The following is a 15,642-nucleotide window of genomic DNA, read 5'->3' on the forward strand; positions in this document are numbered from 1 at the left end:
TGCACCTCACCTATGAGTTAACACTCATAGCTCATGACGCTCACTTACTCTTTTTTGCTCGCTGTTAATACAGTTGAAACAGTTTAAATGTCGAATGTGTGCTGGATGAAATGGATGTTAACCCAACAACATAAGTACGATTAATTTCATGTTTGAATTCCCACAGTTTTCTAAACACTCTGTAAAGAATGACGTTTTGTCAGGTCTTACAGTGGCTCTAGCACTGGTACCAGAAGCGGTGGCATTTGCCTTCGTAGCTGGTGTTGACCCTATGGTTGGCCTTTACGCTGCGTTTATCGTTGGTTTGGTCACCTCTATCTTTGGCGGCCGCCCGGGTATGATTTCCGGTGCAACCGGCGCGATGGCTGTGGTCATGGTTAGCTTGGTAGCGACTCACGGCGTCCAATACCTCTTTGCAGCCATCATGCTTGCTGGTTTGCTGCAAATTAGTGCAGGCCTTTTCAAGCTCGGTAAGTTTATCCGCATGGTGCCTCATCCAGTGATGATTGGCTTCGTAAACGGTCTCGCCATTGTCATCTTCCTTGCTCAGCTTGGTCAGTTTAAAGCGCCTGACCTATCCGGTGCACTCACTTGGCTACCACAAGACCAAATGATGCTAATGCTAGGCTTAGTCGCACTGACTATGGGTATCATCCACTTCCTACCAAAGATCACGACAGCGGTACCTTCTTCTCTAGTTGCGATTGTGACTGTCACTCTGCTGGTTCAAGGTTTAGGTCTTGATACGCGCACGGTTGTAGATTTCCTACGCTCAATGTCTGGTGATGAAGCTGCGACGCTTGCAGGCTCGCTACCATCATTCTCAATCCCAGCGGTACCACTAACGTGGGAAACGCTGCAAATTATTCTTCCTTACGCAATCATCCTTGCGGCTATCGGTCTTATTGAGTCGCTACTGACGCTTACCGTTTTGGATGAAATGACGAACACTCGCGGTCAATCAAACCGTGAATGTGTAGGTCAAGGTCTAGCAAACGTAACGTGTTCCGTATTCGGTGCAATGGGTGGCTGTGCGATGATTGGTCAGTCGATGATTAACGTAAACTCAGGTGGTCGTGGTCGTCTATCAGGCATCGTCGCTGCCGTTGCGCTACTGATGTTCATTCTGTTCGCCGCAGCACTGATTGAAATGATCCCGCTTGCTGCGCTTGTTGGTGTAATGTTCATGGTGGTAATTGGCACCTTTGAATGGGCTACATTCAAACTTGCACGTCGCGTACCTAAGAAAGACTTCTTTGTTATTGTTCTAGTAACTGTAGTTACTGTATTGACTGACCTTGCTGTCGCTGTTGCTGTGGGTGTTGTAGTATCGGCACTTATGTTTGCTTGGGAACACGCTAAACACATTTATGCGAGCAGCCGCATTAATGACGAAGGCTCAAAAGAGTATATGGTGAATGGTCCGATTTTCTTTGGCTCTGCCGCTAACTTCCTAGAGCTGTTTGATGCACCAAACGATCCTCAGGATGTTATTGTAGACTTTGCTAACTCACGAGTAACTGACCACTCTGCCATTGAAGCGATTGAGACGGTGGCTGAGCGCTATTCAGCTGTAGGCAAAACCCTACACCTGCGTCACCTCAGCCCAGATTGCCGCAAGCTACTCGATAAAGCAGGTAGCTTAGTGGAGATCAACGTGAAAGAAGATCCAAGCTATAAAGTTGCAACAGATGTACTTGCTGGTTAATCAGCAGGCACGATGAAAAGGGGTGGCGACACCCCTTTTTGCTATCTATCATTTGCCAACTATCTGGTGCTCTACCAACTATAGTTTGCAAGTACTAGCGCTCAATCTTATTGGGCGACTTTCACTCGCGCTATTTCATTGGAATTGTCAGCGAACTGGTTTTTAAGGTCAGCTTTACTTTTGAAAGTAATGTCTCCACCAGCAGCCACCGACATGTGTTGCGGATCAACATTATGCTTTGACTGATACAGCATAACGGCCTGCATACAAGAAGAGCGTTGTTCATCAGAAAGACGACTGCCCTCTGGCCAGCGGCCTGTTTCTGTGGCGTAAAGTAGCCTTTCGTATACATCTGGTGTCATTGCAGCTAATAATTGCTCTACATCCATAATAAACCTTCTTGTTCTAAAGATAACAGCCCCGCAATTTTGCGGTTCTGAGAGGTTAATTCATTACTCGAACCATAACCTGATGGTACACTGAGTCAAGTTAAGCTAGATAAATCAGTGTATTCGATCACAAGTAGTAACATGAATTTACCCCACTCTTTGCTCGTTCTTTTAAGTGCGTCTCTTTTAAGCGGCTGTTTTGAAACACGCAAGAATACAGATCAATTGTGCGAACAAGAACCCGCATTGAATTGTGCAGTAATGAATACGTCAGATGGCCAATGTCGGATCCCAAGAACCAACCTAATTTGGCATCGCTACGATATGCTAAGTGCACCAACTGAAGCAAATACTGTCCAAGATTATTATCTGCTCAAGGAGTATCGTAAGTGCTTGGAACTTGCTTCACAGATACAGCCTATCGAGCAAGCTGATCTTAAAGCGCGTCGATTCAATGCGCTTATGTTTACGATCAACGAACAAGAGCGTGTGACGCAGTCACTGAGTGCAACCACTTCACCTGACACTTTATACTTCTTGTGGAGTGAAACGGGAGACCACGCAGCAAGAAGGCGCTTTCTCGCAATGGAAGGGTCGCCTCAGCTAGACACACCACAGCTCCAGTACGCCTTGGCGACGTACTACATTTCCCGTGATAAGACCAAAACTTATCAACTGCTCAATCGTTCTTTGTTGTTGTCTGAAGGGGTTAGTTCAGTAAACAATGATGTGATCCAAGCGCTAGCCAGCGTCACGCAGAGTCTTGACCAGCCAGAGCAGTCTTACCTGTGGGCGATGGTTGCAACTCAGTTTGATATCCCTATCGCATCGGAGAATGAACTTCGATTAATGTTCAACTTAAGTGATAGCACTTACAAGCGATTGCAAAAACAAGCTGACGACGTCACCAAAGCCATTAAAAGTGGTGACTACTCTCCAAGTCTCGCCATGTAATTAAAATGGTGAGCGACCAATATTAAAAAGCCCCAACCAAGTTATCTTGATTGGGGCCTTTGTATTCATTCGCTATCAGGATTAATGAAGCTTAAGGTTTGGACGCAGCACACGGTTGATGCGACCGACCAACATCATCAAGCCGGTCTTTAACACGCCATGAAGTGCCATTTGGTGCATGCGATACAATGAAATATACACCACACGTGCGATTCTACCTTCAACCATCATCGAGCCCTTAGTAAGGTTACCCATTAGACTGCCGACCGTTGAGAAGCGGCTTAGAGACACCAAAGAGCCATGGTCGTTGTAAACATAAGGTTTTAGCTCACGGTCGTTTAGCTTAGCTACGATGTTTCCAAAAGCGCGGCTCGACATTTGATGAGCTGCTTGAGCGCGTGGCGGCACAAATTTACCATCCGCTTGAGTACACTGTGCAAGGTCACCAATGACGAAAATATCGTCATCACGAGTGGTTTGCAGCGTGTCTTTTACTACGAGCTGATTGATACGGTTCGTCTCAAGACCAGCAATGTCTTTCATGAAGTCCGGCGCTTTAATGCCCGCAGCCCATACCATGATTTGTGCTGGGATATGCTCGCCATCTTTCGTAGTTAGACCGGTTGCATCCGCTTGCGTCACCATAGTCGCTGTACGAACTGTCACGCCAAGTTTTGTAAGCTCAGAGTGTGCTGCGCTTGAGATACGTGGCGGAAGTGCTGGCAAAATACGCTCACCGGCTTCTACCAAGTTCACGTTAAGCTTGCTCGAGTCCAGATCACCAAACCCGTATGTACGAAGTTCTTTAACCGCATTGTGCAGTTCAGCAGAGAGCTCAACACCCGTCGCGCCCGCACCTACGATAGCAATATCTACCGTACCCTGACCGTTTTTCGCATGTAACTTCAAGAACTCATTGTTCATCTCAGTACGGAAACGGTGTGCCTGCTCTGGGCTATCCAGGAAGATACAGTTATCACGAACGCCTGGAGTATTGAAGTCATTAGACGTAGAGCCAATAGCCAAAACAAGAATATCATAGTCGATATTACGGCTAGGCATTAGCAGTTCACCCTGCTCATCCTTCAGCTCACTGAGCGTGATGTGCTTGCTTTCACGGTCAATCTCTTGGAGGCTGCCCATTTGGAAATCGAAATGGTGGTTTTTTGCATGCGCACGATAGCTCAATGCATCCACACCTTCATCCAGCGAACCTGTCGCTACTTCATGCAGCAACGGCTTCCATAAATGGCTGGCTTTACGATCAACTAGGGTAATATTGGCGCGCCCTTTACGTCCCAGTGTACGGCCTAATTTGGTTGCAAGCTCTAATCCGCCTGCGCCACCACCTACTACGACAATATTAGTCACAATGGCTCTCCTAAAAAGTGAAAATTTAAAAATTGAACGTGCCCCGACAAAGTCCAAGCACAAAAATTCTTGTCATTCTGCGTTAACTTGCATGAGTACAGAGTGCCCCTAACGCGTTACAAATCCGGTTTCACTTCACATATCGGCACAAAATCGTCTAATTTTGCGACCTTTGGGCAAGTTTTCTTCTTGCTCTCAATTTTTTTTGATATTTATCAAAATTTGTAGAATGGTTTTATTATATAGAGCAAATCAATGTCCGCAACTATTCCGTGGGATTATTTTTGCTTGGTAAATTAAATGGTGATTAAAGCAGCAATTACCGGCACAACAAAAAAACGGCCCTACTTAGAGGACCGTTTACAGGCTAAAACCTGGAGAATTCTTTAGATATCATGCATTTTTAAAAGCTTTCATCGCCTGTAAATGCTGAGAAATCTTCTTGAACTTATGAGTCTGAGTCTCATCCCATGTCACGTCATAATAATCACTTAATGCATCAGCCGTTTCGTGATTGTCACGGATCTCATCTTCACGAGATAGAACAACCATACATTGCTTCGCATTCTTAGTACGGAACTTCTCGACACACTTGGTGGCGATGTCTTCGTACTCTTCAGGACGGTCGATACGTCCTTGCATGTTGATCTCTGGATGAAGGTTTGGGTTAAAAACTACCTGTTTAATGCCACACAAAAAACCGATTCGCTCAGACCAATAGCCACCGAGTCCAACACCACAAATCAATGGATTAGTATCAGAAGACTCCTGAACTAACTTGTTGACCTCTTTGAGAAGAAACTGCATGTCATGTTTGGGATGGAGTGTGCTGTAGTTAACGAAGCGCACGTCTTCGTCGATGAATTGCAACTGAAGCACCTTTTCATGGTTGCCTGGGCTTGTTGAGTCAAAGCCGTGAAGATAGATAATCATAGTACCTCTCGATCATTCCTGTAATGGTACGCTTTCCTTAAATCTAACATGAAAGCCATAACTTCAAAGGGGTTAAACGCGTTTTACGATGATGGAACTGATAAACAGTGATCCATTCAACAATTTCGCTGATAAATTTGCTCAGCAGCAACTAAAAACTCTGGATTTTCCCATTGCTCTGCGGCGAGTACATACCAAAGCATGGCCATAATTTCAGAGTGAGGCTGCCAACTGCGCATATCATCTAGCCACTCAGCGGCATTGTCGATATAACGATATTGCTGATAAAGATTAAGTCCCGTCTGGTAATCTAGCCCCAACATATCCAACGTCAGGACTAAATCGAGCGTAGGGGAAGCCATCGCCGCATATTCCCAATCTATCACCACAAGCTGATCTTTGGCGCTTAGTATGTTGTGGTGACCAAAATCGAAATGGCAAAGCACGTTGTCTTTGCAATGAAGCTTGGGTAACTGGCGGTATTTCTCATACAGTGACTTATAACGCCGTTTTAAGACATTATCGTGAATATGCGCCCAGTAATGGTCGAGTTTGGCGGTGAGATCAAAATTACGTATTGATAAGGACGGTTTGATCTCGTGGATCTTGGCTAACTCACTCAATAAAGCATCGGCCGGATGATCTGCCGAAATAGGTTTCCCTTCGCACCAAGTGACCAACAGCCCCTGCTCACCCTGCGCCACAACACGATTGACTGAAAGATACCCTTCAACGCTCAATAACGCATTGGCTTCATTGCGGCGATCAATATCGAATACTTGGCAATGCTCACTACCCGCTCGCCAGACTAACCAACCATAATTCGATGTAAGAACGCGCCAACAACGATTGGTTAGCCCTCCAGAAAGAGGAAGTGCCCCGAGGGGCACTTCATTAATCAGAGAGGGGATGGCCGCAAGATTGGGCGCTGATTGCAGCGCTTGCTTCCATGGCTGCATCATTAACTCTGTAATATCGGCATTACAGACCCAATACCGAGCGAGACTCTTGTTTACGAATCTCGGTCTCGTCAGCCCACTCAATCAGGCCAGTTTCTAGATCCATAAGACGCATCGTCATTTTGTAGTAGACGTCTTTGTCACTGCCCGCCTCTTTAACGATGCTGCTCAAGTTGCCGTAAAGCATGTACTGTGCGCCCACCATTTGACCAAATTGAATCGCAGTGCTTTGGTTCACAAGCTCGTCGTTATTTTGGAAGTTGAGCTGCTCACGCACAGACTCTACGCGATCCATATCCACGAAACGGAATTTGCCTGAGTTAAGCATCTTGGTACTGATTGTGTCAGTAATCGACTCAGTATCAATGTGCTCTGTGGTTTTATTCTTAATGCGCTCAACAAACACGATTGGACGGCTGTCGCGAGTGATTGCCGCTACAGAGCCCGACATCAACATGCTATCAACCATATCCCCTGCAATTTTTTGCAGATCAGTCGAACCGAAATCGATGGTCGTTGTTTCAGTTGCCTGTGCATCGCCATAGCTGACTTTATTTGAACAACCGCCAAGAATGACAGCTAAACCCAACAAAGCAATAATACTCTTTTTCATTTTGTTTCCTTAGTCTTGCTTACATTTCCAACTCGTGGAAATTAATCATCAGCTCCGCGCAACTGCACACGGAATTCTTTACCATTTGGATTAACAGACACCTCAGAGAGGGTAATGGTTTCATCACCGCGTAAAATGGCTCTACGCCACGGCGCCTGTTTTGTATTGACCTCTAGGCCTTGCTCGTCATACCAATAAAAACGATATTGAACCGTTTGATCGACAGAGGTCTTATTCGATAGCTTAACCACCGCTCTAGGGTGACCATTTGTGTCAACAGTAGAGATGTCGTCAATGGAGAACTTATCTCCCATTTTTTCATCTCCATAAAGCACCGTCTGAGTCTGTCCCTCAATTTTAATACCGGCTGTTTTGCTTGAGCTACAGCCAACAATTGAGAGCAACACCCCAATTACTACTAACCACTTTTTCATTACAATCTTCCTAGTTGCTTGTGCCAAATAGTGGCATTACCACCTTGCCTCGAAATCCAAACCAAGGCTGTTTGGCGATCTCTTACTTCAAAAGTATAGTCCTGACCATCCACTGTGAGTGTATGCTCACCCGCATTCACTATGCTACTCGCCGCGTTTACTCGCCCCGGTAATGTTTGCCAACTGCGGGTATCCGGTTGTTCAGTCAAAGTATTCCACACGTTGAACAGCAAATTACCCACGTTGTCTTCATCACCCGTCGAGCTTTTACGAATCTGATCTTTTGCATACACACGCAGCGCTTGTCTTAACAAAATTGAAGGCATGTTCTCAGAAAGCTGCTGCTGCGCCATCAAGTTTACATCAACCAGCTCATCGCTCTTCATCGATTTACTGTCTAACACCAGAGGCGACAGTTTTGGCGGAACATTGGGTACATAATAAGGCAAGGCGACAGTATACAGAGCGGTATTGCCACGACTGTCATAGATAGGCAAAGTCAGGTTCCAAGCCTGCATCGCCGAGACAACCCCTTGTTCTTCCAGCACAATCACCCTACCCTGACCTTGTTTTGGCCCAGAGCGATCGCCATATTGTTTTTTCAGTTTAGCCAAATCTTGATTACGGCTAGAGCGTTTCGCCACGCGAATCGCGGATTCAATAACCGCTTCATTTTCAGGTGCAACGGCTAAAGCACGCGTGTAATCAATATAAGCACCATTTAAGTCATTCGACGCTTCATACAGAAGACCCGATAGGTACAGTAGATAGCCGTTTTGAACTGCCTTGAGCTTGTTACCTGCATCAGGGTAGCGTGACAGTACTGATCCCAAGTTTGGTGATAGACCTTGCTGCTTGAGCTGCTGCTCCGCCGATTGGAGATCTTTTTCTCTTGCTTGACGAGCACGCTCTTGAACTCGATTTGCGCGTCTTACTTCGACCAACGCGCCTTCAAGATCATTGCTTTCAACGTAGTTAAGTCCAAGGTACAAGTGTAGAAAGCCCAGCTCATAGTCAGGCGGGGTATACTCGGTAATGTTGTCGTTGATCGCCAACGCACCGACACTGGTTGCTGTGTCAGTAATCGAGATCAACGCTTTATCCTGCTGCACACGCACCGCTTTATCACTTAATTCCAGCGCGGACTTACTTTGCGGGTAGTCGCGGTTCAAAAATTCCACTCTACCGCGTTCAAAGTTATCCAAAATTCCGCCCGCTACAGGCTCAGCTGGCAATGCCGACAAGGCCTTATCGTACTGACCTGTTTTTACCGACTGGTAAACAATCGTATTTTGCTGAGTATAGTGACTAAATAGATTGCCGGCGGAAAGCCCGGCACAAGCGGTCAAGGTCGCTGTAAGCGCGACCGTTGCCGTATGTTTAACGCAACGTCTTAACATAAATTTTGAATAACATGACTCATTTGTTTGTGAAACTATGACCGCTAAACGCCAATATGGTTGCAACTCGGCCGATATTGGCCACAGCTTCATTCGTACGCAACAGTTAGGATAACAACTTGGTTAACTTGCTACCTATGACGTTTTAGCCGACTAATAGTGGCCCAAGTGGACGACCGCCCACAAGGTGCATATGAATATGATAAACCTCTTGTCCACCATAAGCGTTGCAGTTCATGATCAGACGGTACCCGTCATCAGCAATGCCTTCTTCTTTTGCAAGCTTTTTCGCGACAGTAAACATACGACCCATCATTGCTTCGTCATCAGCCTCAACATCATTCACTGTTGGGATCAATTTGTTTGGAATGATAAGGATATGGCTTGGCGCACGAGGATTAATATCGCGAAACGCCGTCACTAAGTCATCTTGATACAAAACATCAGCTGGGATTTCTTTACGAATAATTTTGCTAAAAATGGTTTCTTCAGCCATGAAGGTCTCCAATTACCAGATAGGATACGTGTGTGAGTGAATACACTTAATAATAAAAGAAAGTATGCACCATGGGCTTAGGGATCACAATTGAAAGCAAACCCAACTAGCTACTTGTTTTTATTATTGTTCAAATCTTCAACGTGTCGACTCTTTCTCTCGAAGACTGAGCTAACACTTCTTCACAAAACTATCACTTTTGTTGTGTTTTTGATGAGTGCGTCATAAAACGTAGCACTGTTTATTAGATATATTTCAGTTTTTGCTATTTCTAACGATAGAGAGACATAGCACCAGCTTATGTTTTTGTTTGCACGCAGATTGTGCGACAGGTTGGTGGCAAGCGTCCAGAGTATTTTTGTATCGTTTTTGTATTGCTGCACTTTATAGGGAGAGATAAATGCAGGGTTCTGTCATCAGAAGAATGTATGCCGGCTTTACGCTGATCGTCGTACTATTCGTCATCACTATTGCCATCATGCTTAACGGCATGAATCAAATTCACCAAAACTTTGGTTCGGTATCGAACACATCGTTACCCCTGGTGTCCATGTCTAACCAAACCAGTGTGCAGTTGCTATCCGCTGACAAGTCATTCAAAGACTTTCTCACTACGCAAAATGAAGAGCGCATGACCATTCGCCGTGAAGAGTTTACGGTATCGATGCAGAAATTTGGCGAGGCGCTTACTCAGCTTTCTGAAGTCAGCCAAGGTATCCCAGAGCTTGAAACGGCTATTACCGAATTGCGTGACGTGCAAACGCGTTATGACCAGGAAGCGCAAACAGCAATGGACAACTACCAGTCCATGTTTGCCGCGCAAGAGCAAGTTCAGCAATCGACTCGTCGCTTCCAAAAACTTCACGCTGACTTATCCGTTGGTATGAAAGATTATGTGGATGATTCATCGAGCATCTCGGTGAAAGTGATGGCGAAGAGCTACTTCATTAAACTTAAGGATGCTGAAATCATTACATCCGATGCGCTTGCTAGCAGTGATACAGAATTTGTACAGCAAGCCGTAAACAAAAACCGTAAGGCAGTAAGCCACTTAAACTACGCGTTCAATGGCCTAGTCACTCAGATGCCAGAGCTAAAAGACGCTTTTTCTGAGTCGGTAGCTCAATTTACGCAGGATGTCGGCCGCAAAGGTGGGGTACTTGACCAACACAACAACTACCTTATTGCTAAAGATGCCTTATACCAGAACATTGAAAGTCTAGCCGTCGTGGTTGACGATGCCATGGGAACACTTAATGGCTTCAATGACATTGCTACCAGTAACCTCAATTCATCATTGGCTCATGCCGGTGACATTTACAACGAAGGCGTCATCAAAGCCGTCGGTATCGGTTTTGTTGTAACATTGATTGCGGTTGGTATTGGCTATCACATTGCACAAAGTGTCCGCCAACCACTCAACAGCACGCTTAAGACGCTGGAGAGCCTAACTGAAGGCGACATGACTCAGCGTATCGAAGTGAAATACAACAACGAGTTCCGCCGCCTAGGGAATCACATCAATACCCTCGCGGACAGCTTACACAACGTTCTGGTCAAGCTTAACGATGCTTCGGACAACCTAACGGATACCGCAAGCAGCAACCAATCGACATCAGCCAGTGCCCAGCAACAGTTGAGCGCTCAACGTGAGCAAACGGCTAACGTTGCTACGGCAATGACGGAAATGTCCCATTCGGTACAGGAAGTGGCGAACAGCGCGCAAAGCTCTCTAGAGAAAGTGCATGCCGTAGAGTCTGCATCTGAATCTGGTCGTCAGATCATGAGCACCAACATCAGCACGATCAACCAGCTTGAGACTCGTCTCAATGAATCGGTTGAAGCGGTGGGTGAGCTGCAACGCATGAGTAGTCAAATTGGTAGTATTCTTGATGTAATCCGCAATATTGCAGAACAAACCAACCTGCTCGCCCTCAACGCAGCGATTGAAGCGGCACGTGCAGGTGATCAAGGTCGAGGCTTCGCAGTCGTTGCGGACGAAGTTCGAGTGTTGGCACAAAAGACCACGGAATCAACCACAGAAATTGAAACCATGATCAGTAACTTACAGTCTAGCTCAAAGAGTGCTGGCTCAGTGATTGAAAGCTGCATGAAAGATATGGAGCTGTCCGTTGAGCAAGCTTCAAGTGCTAATGGCGCGATGGAAGAGATTCAGGCGCTCATTATTGAAATCAGCCAAATGAGTACTCACATCTCTCAAGCCGCTGCAGAGCAGAGTGAGACAACCGCTGACATCGCAAAAAACATTGAAGAAATCAATCACATCGCAGATGACAGTTACCAAGCCATGTCGCAAATTGCCGCGACCAGCCAAAGCTTAACTAGCCTTGCTAACCAACAAGGCGAACTGGTACATCGATTTAAGCTTTAACTTCGTCAATAAAGCGTAAATAATTCATCAAGAGCGAGATTCCTAGAGTCTCGCTCTTGTTTTTTAAACCTAACGCCATTATATCTTGAGTATGGCTTGCTTTACTTTTTAAAGACCTAGCGCAGGGCTGCGTTGCGTCGTCTTCCATTTTCTTCGGTAAGCCAAATGTTGAAGGAAACACTATGGCCGTTCATGTAGGCATCATTGACCAAGACCCGATTCGCCTGGTCACTCCATTACTCGATGACCGCACCGTCAGTCGTCATATCATTTTTATCGGTGACGAATCCCAGTTTGATATGTATGAGCGCCTGAGTGCCGTACTTGGTGAGCGAGAAATCACCTCTGAGTTTTTTGAAATTCCCAATATCGTCAACACTTCAGCCATCAAGCAATCCATTCTAACGCTCGCCAATACACTCAAAGAGAAAAACCTTGAGGTCAAGCTCAATGCAAGTTGTGGTTTAAGGCACAGACTGCTGTCCGTCTATGAAGTGTTCCGCACCTTCCACTGGCCTATTTTTGTAGTTGAGCCAAACAGTGACAAGATGTGCTGGTTGTACCCAGAAGGCGCACAGGATGCCCAGGTGCAAGACCACATTACTATTGGCGACTATCTAACCATCTTTGGCGCGAGAGGCGAGTTCACGGACTACGACCTACCACCACAGTTAGATAAGAAGCTGTACCAACTTGGCGAGAAATGGGCAAGTAACGCCCTAGAGCTTGGCCCTGGCCTTGCGACGTTAAACTACCTTGCGACTACATGCCGTAAAGAGCAGAAACTTGATGTCGCCTTGTCTGAGAAGCAGCAAGGCTACCGCGAACTGAACATGCTAATCAGCGACCTAGTCGAATCTCAAATCGCCAACTACGACAACGGGGTACTGACGTTTATCAGTGAAGACGCTCGACGTTTCTCAAACGGTGAATGGCTAGAGAACTTAGTTCATAGCACAGTGAAGCAAATCCGTGATGACTTGCCGACCATTCAAGATCACTCGCTCAATGTACAGGTGTATCGTCAGCTCGGAGAGCGTGAAGTGCGTAACGAGTTGGATGTCGCTTCTGTGGTGAACAACAAGCTGCACATTATCGAGTGTAAAACCAAAGGCATGCGGGATGACGGTGACGACACGCTCTACAAGTTAGAGTCACTGCGCGACCTCCTAGGTGGCCTGCAGGCACGAGCGATGCTAGTAAGCTTTAGACCCCTTCGTCACAACGACATTACTCGCGCAGAAGATCTGGGACTGGCACTTATCGGCCCTGATGAACTCAAAGATCTCAAACACCACCTCACTATCTGGTTCCAAGGCGCTGGCGGTATTGATGAGCGTGCGCGTCTGAGCTAATTTCCAACTAGCTCATACAAAAAAGGCTTGGCACAGCGCCAAGCCTTTTTGCTATCTAAATCTGAATTAAGCAGATTTGATTTGTTCACGCTTTACTGCAGCTTTATGCTTCATGCCAACGATAACCACACACACGTATGCGGCAATCGTTAGACCAAGGATAGCAAATGGTAGTGCTGCCCAGCCGTAACCATCAACGGCAATACCACTGATCACACTACCAAAACCAAAGCCAAGCGAGATAAAGAACATCATCAGACCTTGAGTCAAACCGCCGCCAACAAACGTCAGACGTGCAGCAATCGCTGGAGAAATCATGTCCGTTACCGTAATACCTTGCAAGTAAACAAGGAATAGCGCTAGAGGAATGATGTAGTGCAGAGACATACCCGCTTCTGCAATCACATAAGCAATAGCAATCACCACGATTGATGCAACTGCAGATAGCTTAAATAGGCTTAGGTTACCAAAGCGCGCAACGAATTTTTCCGCGGCAACCAGAATCACTAAGCCAAGAATTGATGCTACCGAAAGGTTTGCAGCAGACAGAGACTGAGACACACCATAGCCATTCTCTAGTAAGTTCGGATATTGTGCTTGGAATGCACCTTGACCCGCACACAGTAGGCCAACCGCCAACAAGAATAGACCAAAGTTAGAGAAGATAACCTTAACAAAGCCAACTTTTGGTGCATCATCTTCTGCAGCGGCAGCTGCCATAGCTTCCGCGTTATCAAGAATACGCTGCGCTGGCTTCTTATTTGTTAGCATAGTGATAACCGCGAGCACTGCAACGATCGCCATCATTGCTATAAAGCGCATTTCGTATGACCAGCCAAGATCTGTCACGTACGCGAGTGCAATGCCAGATAGCAACGAACCGATAATAAGAACCTGAGCCATGCGACCAAGCTTAGACGCTTCGGTCTTTGCATCGTAGCCAGCAAAAGTGATAAACACTGGGTTTAGCATAAGAAGAATCGCAGAGCCTGTACCAAAGAAGACCGAGCCTACCGCCATCATAGAAAAGTTGCTACCCGCAGTAAGGAAACATGCGCCAGCCAGTAAGTAAGACACCATACCGAAAAGCTGAGCAAGACGGTGTGCCTTATATTTGTCTGCTAGCATGCCAATAACTGGAGCAAAAAGGCCAGCCAGACCAAATAGACCCATTGCCAAGCCAGCGTCCGTTGCGCTGCCAGTGCGAGCAAGGATGAACGATGGCACCATCATAGGAATAAAAACGATTTGTACGATACCGTAAGCAAAGTGCGCTGAGAACCAGCCTTCTAAGCCAAGCTTTTTCAACATGTTGCAGACCTCTTTAGGAAAATATCCATAGGGTTGTAGGAATAAAGGAACAGTACGGCAAAAAGAATCCTTCTTTTACCCACTTTCATCATAGCCTCCATAATCAACGATAATAAGTAACATACTAGTACACGTTTTGTGTGCTTATCTGTTACTCTAGCGCGCTCATTGTGGCAGGCATTTAAAGGCCGCAATCATAGCAAGGTCTCCATTAGCCAGTAATAGTGCTACCTCCCCCACTGTCAACATAACGCTTCACTGAGCGTCACAAATGCTATACTCTACGCATCATAACAATAAACTCATTAGCGACTCATTCACACGCTAATTCTTTTGGTGGGAGCTCCCCCTATGAACCTTACAAAATTGCGAGTGTTTGCACTGACTGCCGAACATGGCTCGCTAACCAAAGTTGCCAATATTATGGGCAAAACCCGCACATCTTTGAGTATGGCTCTCTCGAGCTTAGAGGATGAGCTTGGCGTAGAACTGTTTGAACGAACTCGTAATCGCCTAGTTCTGAATGATGCAGGTGCAGCCTTACTGCCAGACTGTCGGAATATTCTCAATATGGCTGAGAGCTTGTACTCAAAAGCAGAACAGTTCCGCCAAGGCGACAGCGACAAAATCCGTATTGCCTACGATGACACACTTCCATCGACGTTTTGGCGTCGTCAGTTAGTGGCACTGTCTGATGAGTTTCCTCACATATCGCTCACTGCAATAAAATCATCCAGTGCAGATATTCCAACGCTCGTTAAAGAAAACCACGTTGATCTTGGCTACGGGCTTGTGTTTAGTTCAGGTGACGACCCAGCGATCAAAGTTCGCGCTCTACACCGTATTCGTATGATGGCCGTCTGCTCACCACAACATGATTTGGCTAAGCTATCTAATGTGACCAGCACAGACATCACCGCCTATCGTCAAATTGTACTCTCTCACCTTTTCGACGAAATTCACCAAGATTTCCGCCCGATTTCTAGTAGTACGATGAGCTTTTCTAACTATCAAGAAGTACTAGAGGCCGTGGTTGATAACCTCGGCTGGGGCATTATTCCTGAGAGTTTAGTCAAACAAGAACTACGCAAGGAGCATCTTGTGGTACTCAAGCACCCAAATGGAATGTACTACGAGAGCTTTGGCGAGATGTCTAGACCGAATGACCATACGGTTGAGACGCGTCAGGCGCTGATCGATGGAATTGAGGAAGGGATTTACGATTTGTTTTAGGGGTTGTGGTTTCTTTGGATTCTGCATATTTACCCCTCCTAGCCTCCCCTTATTAAGGGGAGGAACCATAAGCTCGCTACGCATCGCCTTATAA

Annotated in this window: 14 protein-coding genes; 5 read left to right on the plus strand and 9 right to left on the minus strand. The window is 46.2% G+C overall.

The genetic code is table 11. The features are described from left to right. Window positions 1-148: 148 nt before the first annotated feature. Entirely contained in the window at window positions 149-1,708 is a 1,560-nt protein-coding gene (locus tag ACVA6Q_RS13645) for a SulP family inorganic anion transporter (protein WP_446647869.1), read from the plus strand. Between the two features lie 107 nt (window positions 1,709-1,815). Here the strand turns inward: ACVA6Q_RS13645 and ACVA6Q_RS13650 are convergent, their stop codons facing one another. Then, window positions 1,816-2,097, minus strand: coding sequence for a YeaC family protein (locus tag ACVA6Q_RS13650; RefSeq protein WP_353496640.1), 282 nt, complete (start codon window positions 2,095-2,097; stop codon window positions 1,816-1,818). A 141-nt stretch (window positions 2,098-2,238) separates the two neighbouring features. Between ACVA6Q_RS13650 and ACVA6Q_RS13655 the strand changes: the two genes are divergently transcribed. Beyond that, window positions 2,239-3,051: a DUF2989 domain-containing protein gene (locus ACVA6Q_RS13655; RefSeq protein ID WP_446647870.1), complete on the plus strand. Its 813-nt coding sequence runs from the start codon at window positions 2,239-2,241 to the stop codon at window positions 3,049-3,051. 81 nt (window positions 3,052-3,132) lie between these two features. On the opposite strand, the gene ACVA6Q_RS13660 is transcribed toward ACVA6Q_RS13655, so the two are convergent. The 7 genes from ACVA6Q_RS13660 to hinT all read right to left on the minus strand — a co-directional run bounded on the left by ACVA6Q_RS13660 (window position 3,133) and on the right by hinT (window position 9,257). Next, window positions 3,133-4,422, minus strand: a complete 1,290-nt coding sequence (locus tag ACVA6Q_RS13660; RefSeq protein WP_353496642.1) for an NAD(P)/FAD-dependent oxidoreductase — start codon at window positions 4,420-4,422, stop codon at window positions 3,133-3,135. 393 nt (window positions 4,423-4,815) lie between these two features. After that, entirely contained in the window at window positions 4,816-5,355 is a 540-nt protein-coding gene (ycfP, locus tag ACVA6Q_RS13665) for an alpha/beta hydrolase YcfP (RefSeq protein ID WP_353496643.1), read from the minus strand. Between the two features lie 116 nt (window positions 5,356-5,471). Then, window positions 5,472-6,314 (minus strand): phosphotransferase, encoded by an 843-nt coding sequence (locus tag ACVA6Q_RS13670; RefSeq protein ID WP_446647871.1) that lies wholly within the window; start codon window positions 6,312-6,314, stop codon window positions 5,472-5,474. A 22-nt stretch (window positions 6,315-6,336) separates the two neighbouring features. Continuing rightward, the gene (gene lpoB, locus ACVA6Q_RS13675) at window positions 6,337-6,927 is read right to left on the minus strand and encodes a penicillin-binding protein activator LpoB (RefSeq protein ID WP_042476725.1); all 591 of its coding nucleotides are present in this window, start codon (window positions 6,925-6,927) and stop codon (window positions 6,337-6,339) included. Between the two features lie 41 nt (window positions 6,928-6,968). Then, window positions 6,969-7,361, minus strand: a complete 393-nt coding sequence (locus ACVA6Q_RS13680) for a YcfL family protein (RefSeq protein ID WP_446647872.1) — start codon at window positions 7,359-7,361, stop codon at window positions 6,969-6,971. Further along, window positions 7,361-8,761, minus strand: a complete 1,401-nt coding sequence (locus ACVA6Q_RS13685) for a COG3014 family protein (protein WP_353496646.1) — start codon at window positions 8,759-8,761, stop codon at window positions 7,361-7,363. The genes ACVA6Q_RS13680 and ACVA6Q_RS13685 overlap by 1 nt, the downstream gene beginning before the upstream one ends. Window positions 8,762-8,906: 145 nt before the next feature. Further along, the gene (gene hinT, locus ACVA6Q_RS13690; protein ID WP_353496647.1) at window positions 8,907-9,257 is read right to left on the minus strand and encodes a purine nucleoside phosphoramidase; all 351 of its coding nucleotides are present in this window, start codon (window positions 9,255-9,257) and stop codon (window positions 8,907-8,909) included. 400 nt (window positions 9,258-9,657) lie between these two features. Here hinT and ACVA6Q_RS13695 point away from each other — a divergent pair, with 400 nt between their 5' ends. Continuing rightward, window positions 9,658-11,649: a methyl-accepting chemotaxis protein gene (locus tag ACVA6Q_RS13695; protein WP_353496648.1), complete on the plus strand. Its 1,992-nt coding sequence runs from the start codon at window positions 9,658-9,660 to the stop codon at window positions 11,647-11,649. A gap of 182 nt (window positions 11,650-11,831) precedes the next feature. After that, window positions 11,832-13,004, plus strand: coding sequence for a DUF1887 family protein (locus tag ACVA6Q_RS13700; protein WP_353496649.1), 1,173 nt, complete (start codon window positions 11,832-11,834; stop codon window positions 13,002-13,004). Between the two features lie 66 nt (window positions 13,005-13,070). Here ACVA6Q_RS13700 and ACVA6Q_RS13705 read toward each other — a convergent pair whose 3' ends face one another. Further along, window positions 13,071-14,315 (minus strand): MFS transporter, encoded by a 1,245-nt coding sequence (locus ACVA6Q_RS13705; protein ID WP_446647873.1) that lies wholly within the window; start codon window positions 14,313-14,315, stop codon window positions 13,071-13,073. A gap of 351 nt (window positions 14,316-14,666) precedes the next feature. Between ACVA6Q_RS13705 and ACVA6Q_RS13710 the strand changes: the two genes are divergently transcribed. Then, window positions 14,667-15,548 (plus strand): LysR family transcriptional regulator, encoded by an 882-nt coding sequence (locus tag ACVA6Q_RS13710; protein ID WP_446647874.1) that lies wholly within the window; start codon window positions 14,667-14,669, stop codon window positions 15,546-15,548. Window positions 15,549-15,642 lie beyond the last annotated feature (94 nt).

It is taken from the genome of Vibrio sp. DNB22_10_4, from assembly GCF_052879755.1.

Excerpts from the sequence above, each read along its gene's own strand:
- ACVA6Q_RS13695 (WP_353496648.1), top strand. The coding sequence starts at position 9,658 with ATGCAGGGTTCTGTCATCAGAAGAATGTATGCCGGCTTTACGCTGATC.
- ACVA6Q_RS13700 (WP_353496649.1), top strand. The coding sequence starts at position 11,832 with ATGGCCGTTCATGTAGGCATCATTGACCAAGACCCGATTCGCCTGGTC.
- ACVA6Q_RS13680 (WP_446647872.1), bottom strand. The coding sequence starts at position 7,361 with ATGAAAAAGTGGTTAGTAGTAATTGGGGTGTTGCTCTCAATTGTTGGC.
- ACVA6Q_RS13705 (WP_446647873.1), bottom strand. The coding sequence starts at position 14,315 with ATGTTGAAAAAGCTTGGCTTAGAAGGCTGGTTCTCAGCGCACTTTGCT.
- ACVA6Q_RS13685 (WP_353496646.1), bottom strand. The coding sequence starts at position 8,761 with ATGTTAAGACGTTGCGTTAAACATACGGCAACGGTCGCGCTTACAGCG.
- ACVA6Q_RS13650 (WP_353496640.1), bottom strand. The coding sequence starts at position 2,097 with ATGGATGTAGAGCAATTATTAGCTGCAATGACACCAGATGTATACGAA.
- ACVA6Q_RS13670 (WP_446647871.1), bottom strand. The coding sequence starts at position 6,314 with ATGCAGCCATGGAAGCAAGCGCTGCAATCAGCGCCCAATCTTGCGGCC.
- hinT (WP_353496647.1), bottom strand. The coding sequence starts at position 9,257 with ATGGCTGAAGAAACCATTTTTAGCAAAATTATTCGTAAAGAAATCCCA.
- ACVA6Q_RS13710 (WP_446647874.1), top strand. The coding sequence starts at position 14,667 with ATGAACCTTACAAAATTGCGAGTGTTTGCACTGACTGCCGAACATGGC.
- ACVA6Q_RS13655 (WP_446647870.1), top strand. The coding sequence starts at position 2,239 with ATGAATTTACCCCACTCTTTGCTCGTTCTTTTAAGTGCGTCTCTTTTA.
- ycfP (WP_353496643.1), bottom strand. The coding sequence starts at position 5,355 with ATGATTATCTATCTTCACGGCTTTGACTCAACAAGCCCAGGCAACCAT.
- lpoB (WP_042476725.1), bottom strand. The coding sequence starts at position 6,927 with ATGAAAAAGAGTATTATTGCTTTGTTGGGTTTAGCTGTCATTCTTGGC.
- ACVA6Q_RS13645 (WP_446647869.1), top strand. The coding sequence starts at position 149 with ATGTTTGAATTCCCACAGTTTTCTAAACACTCTGTAAAGAATGACGTT.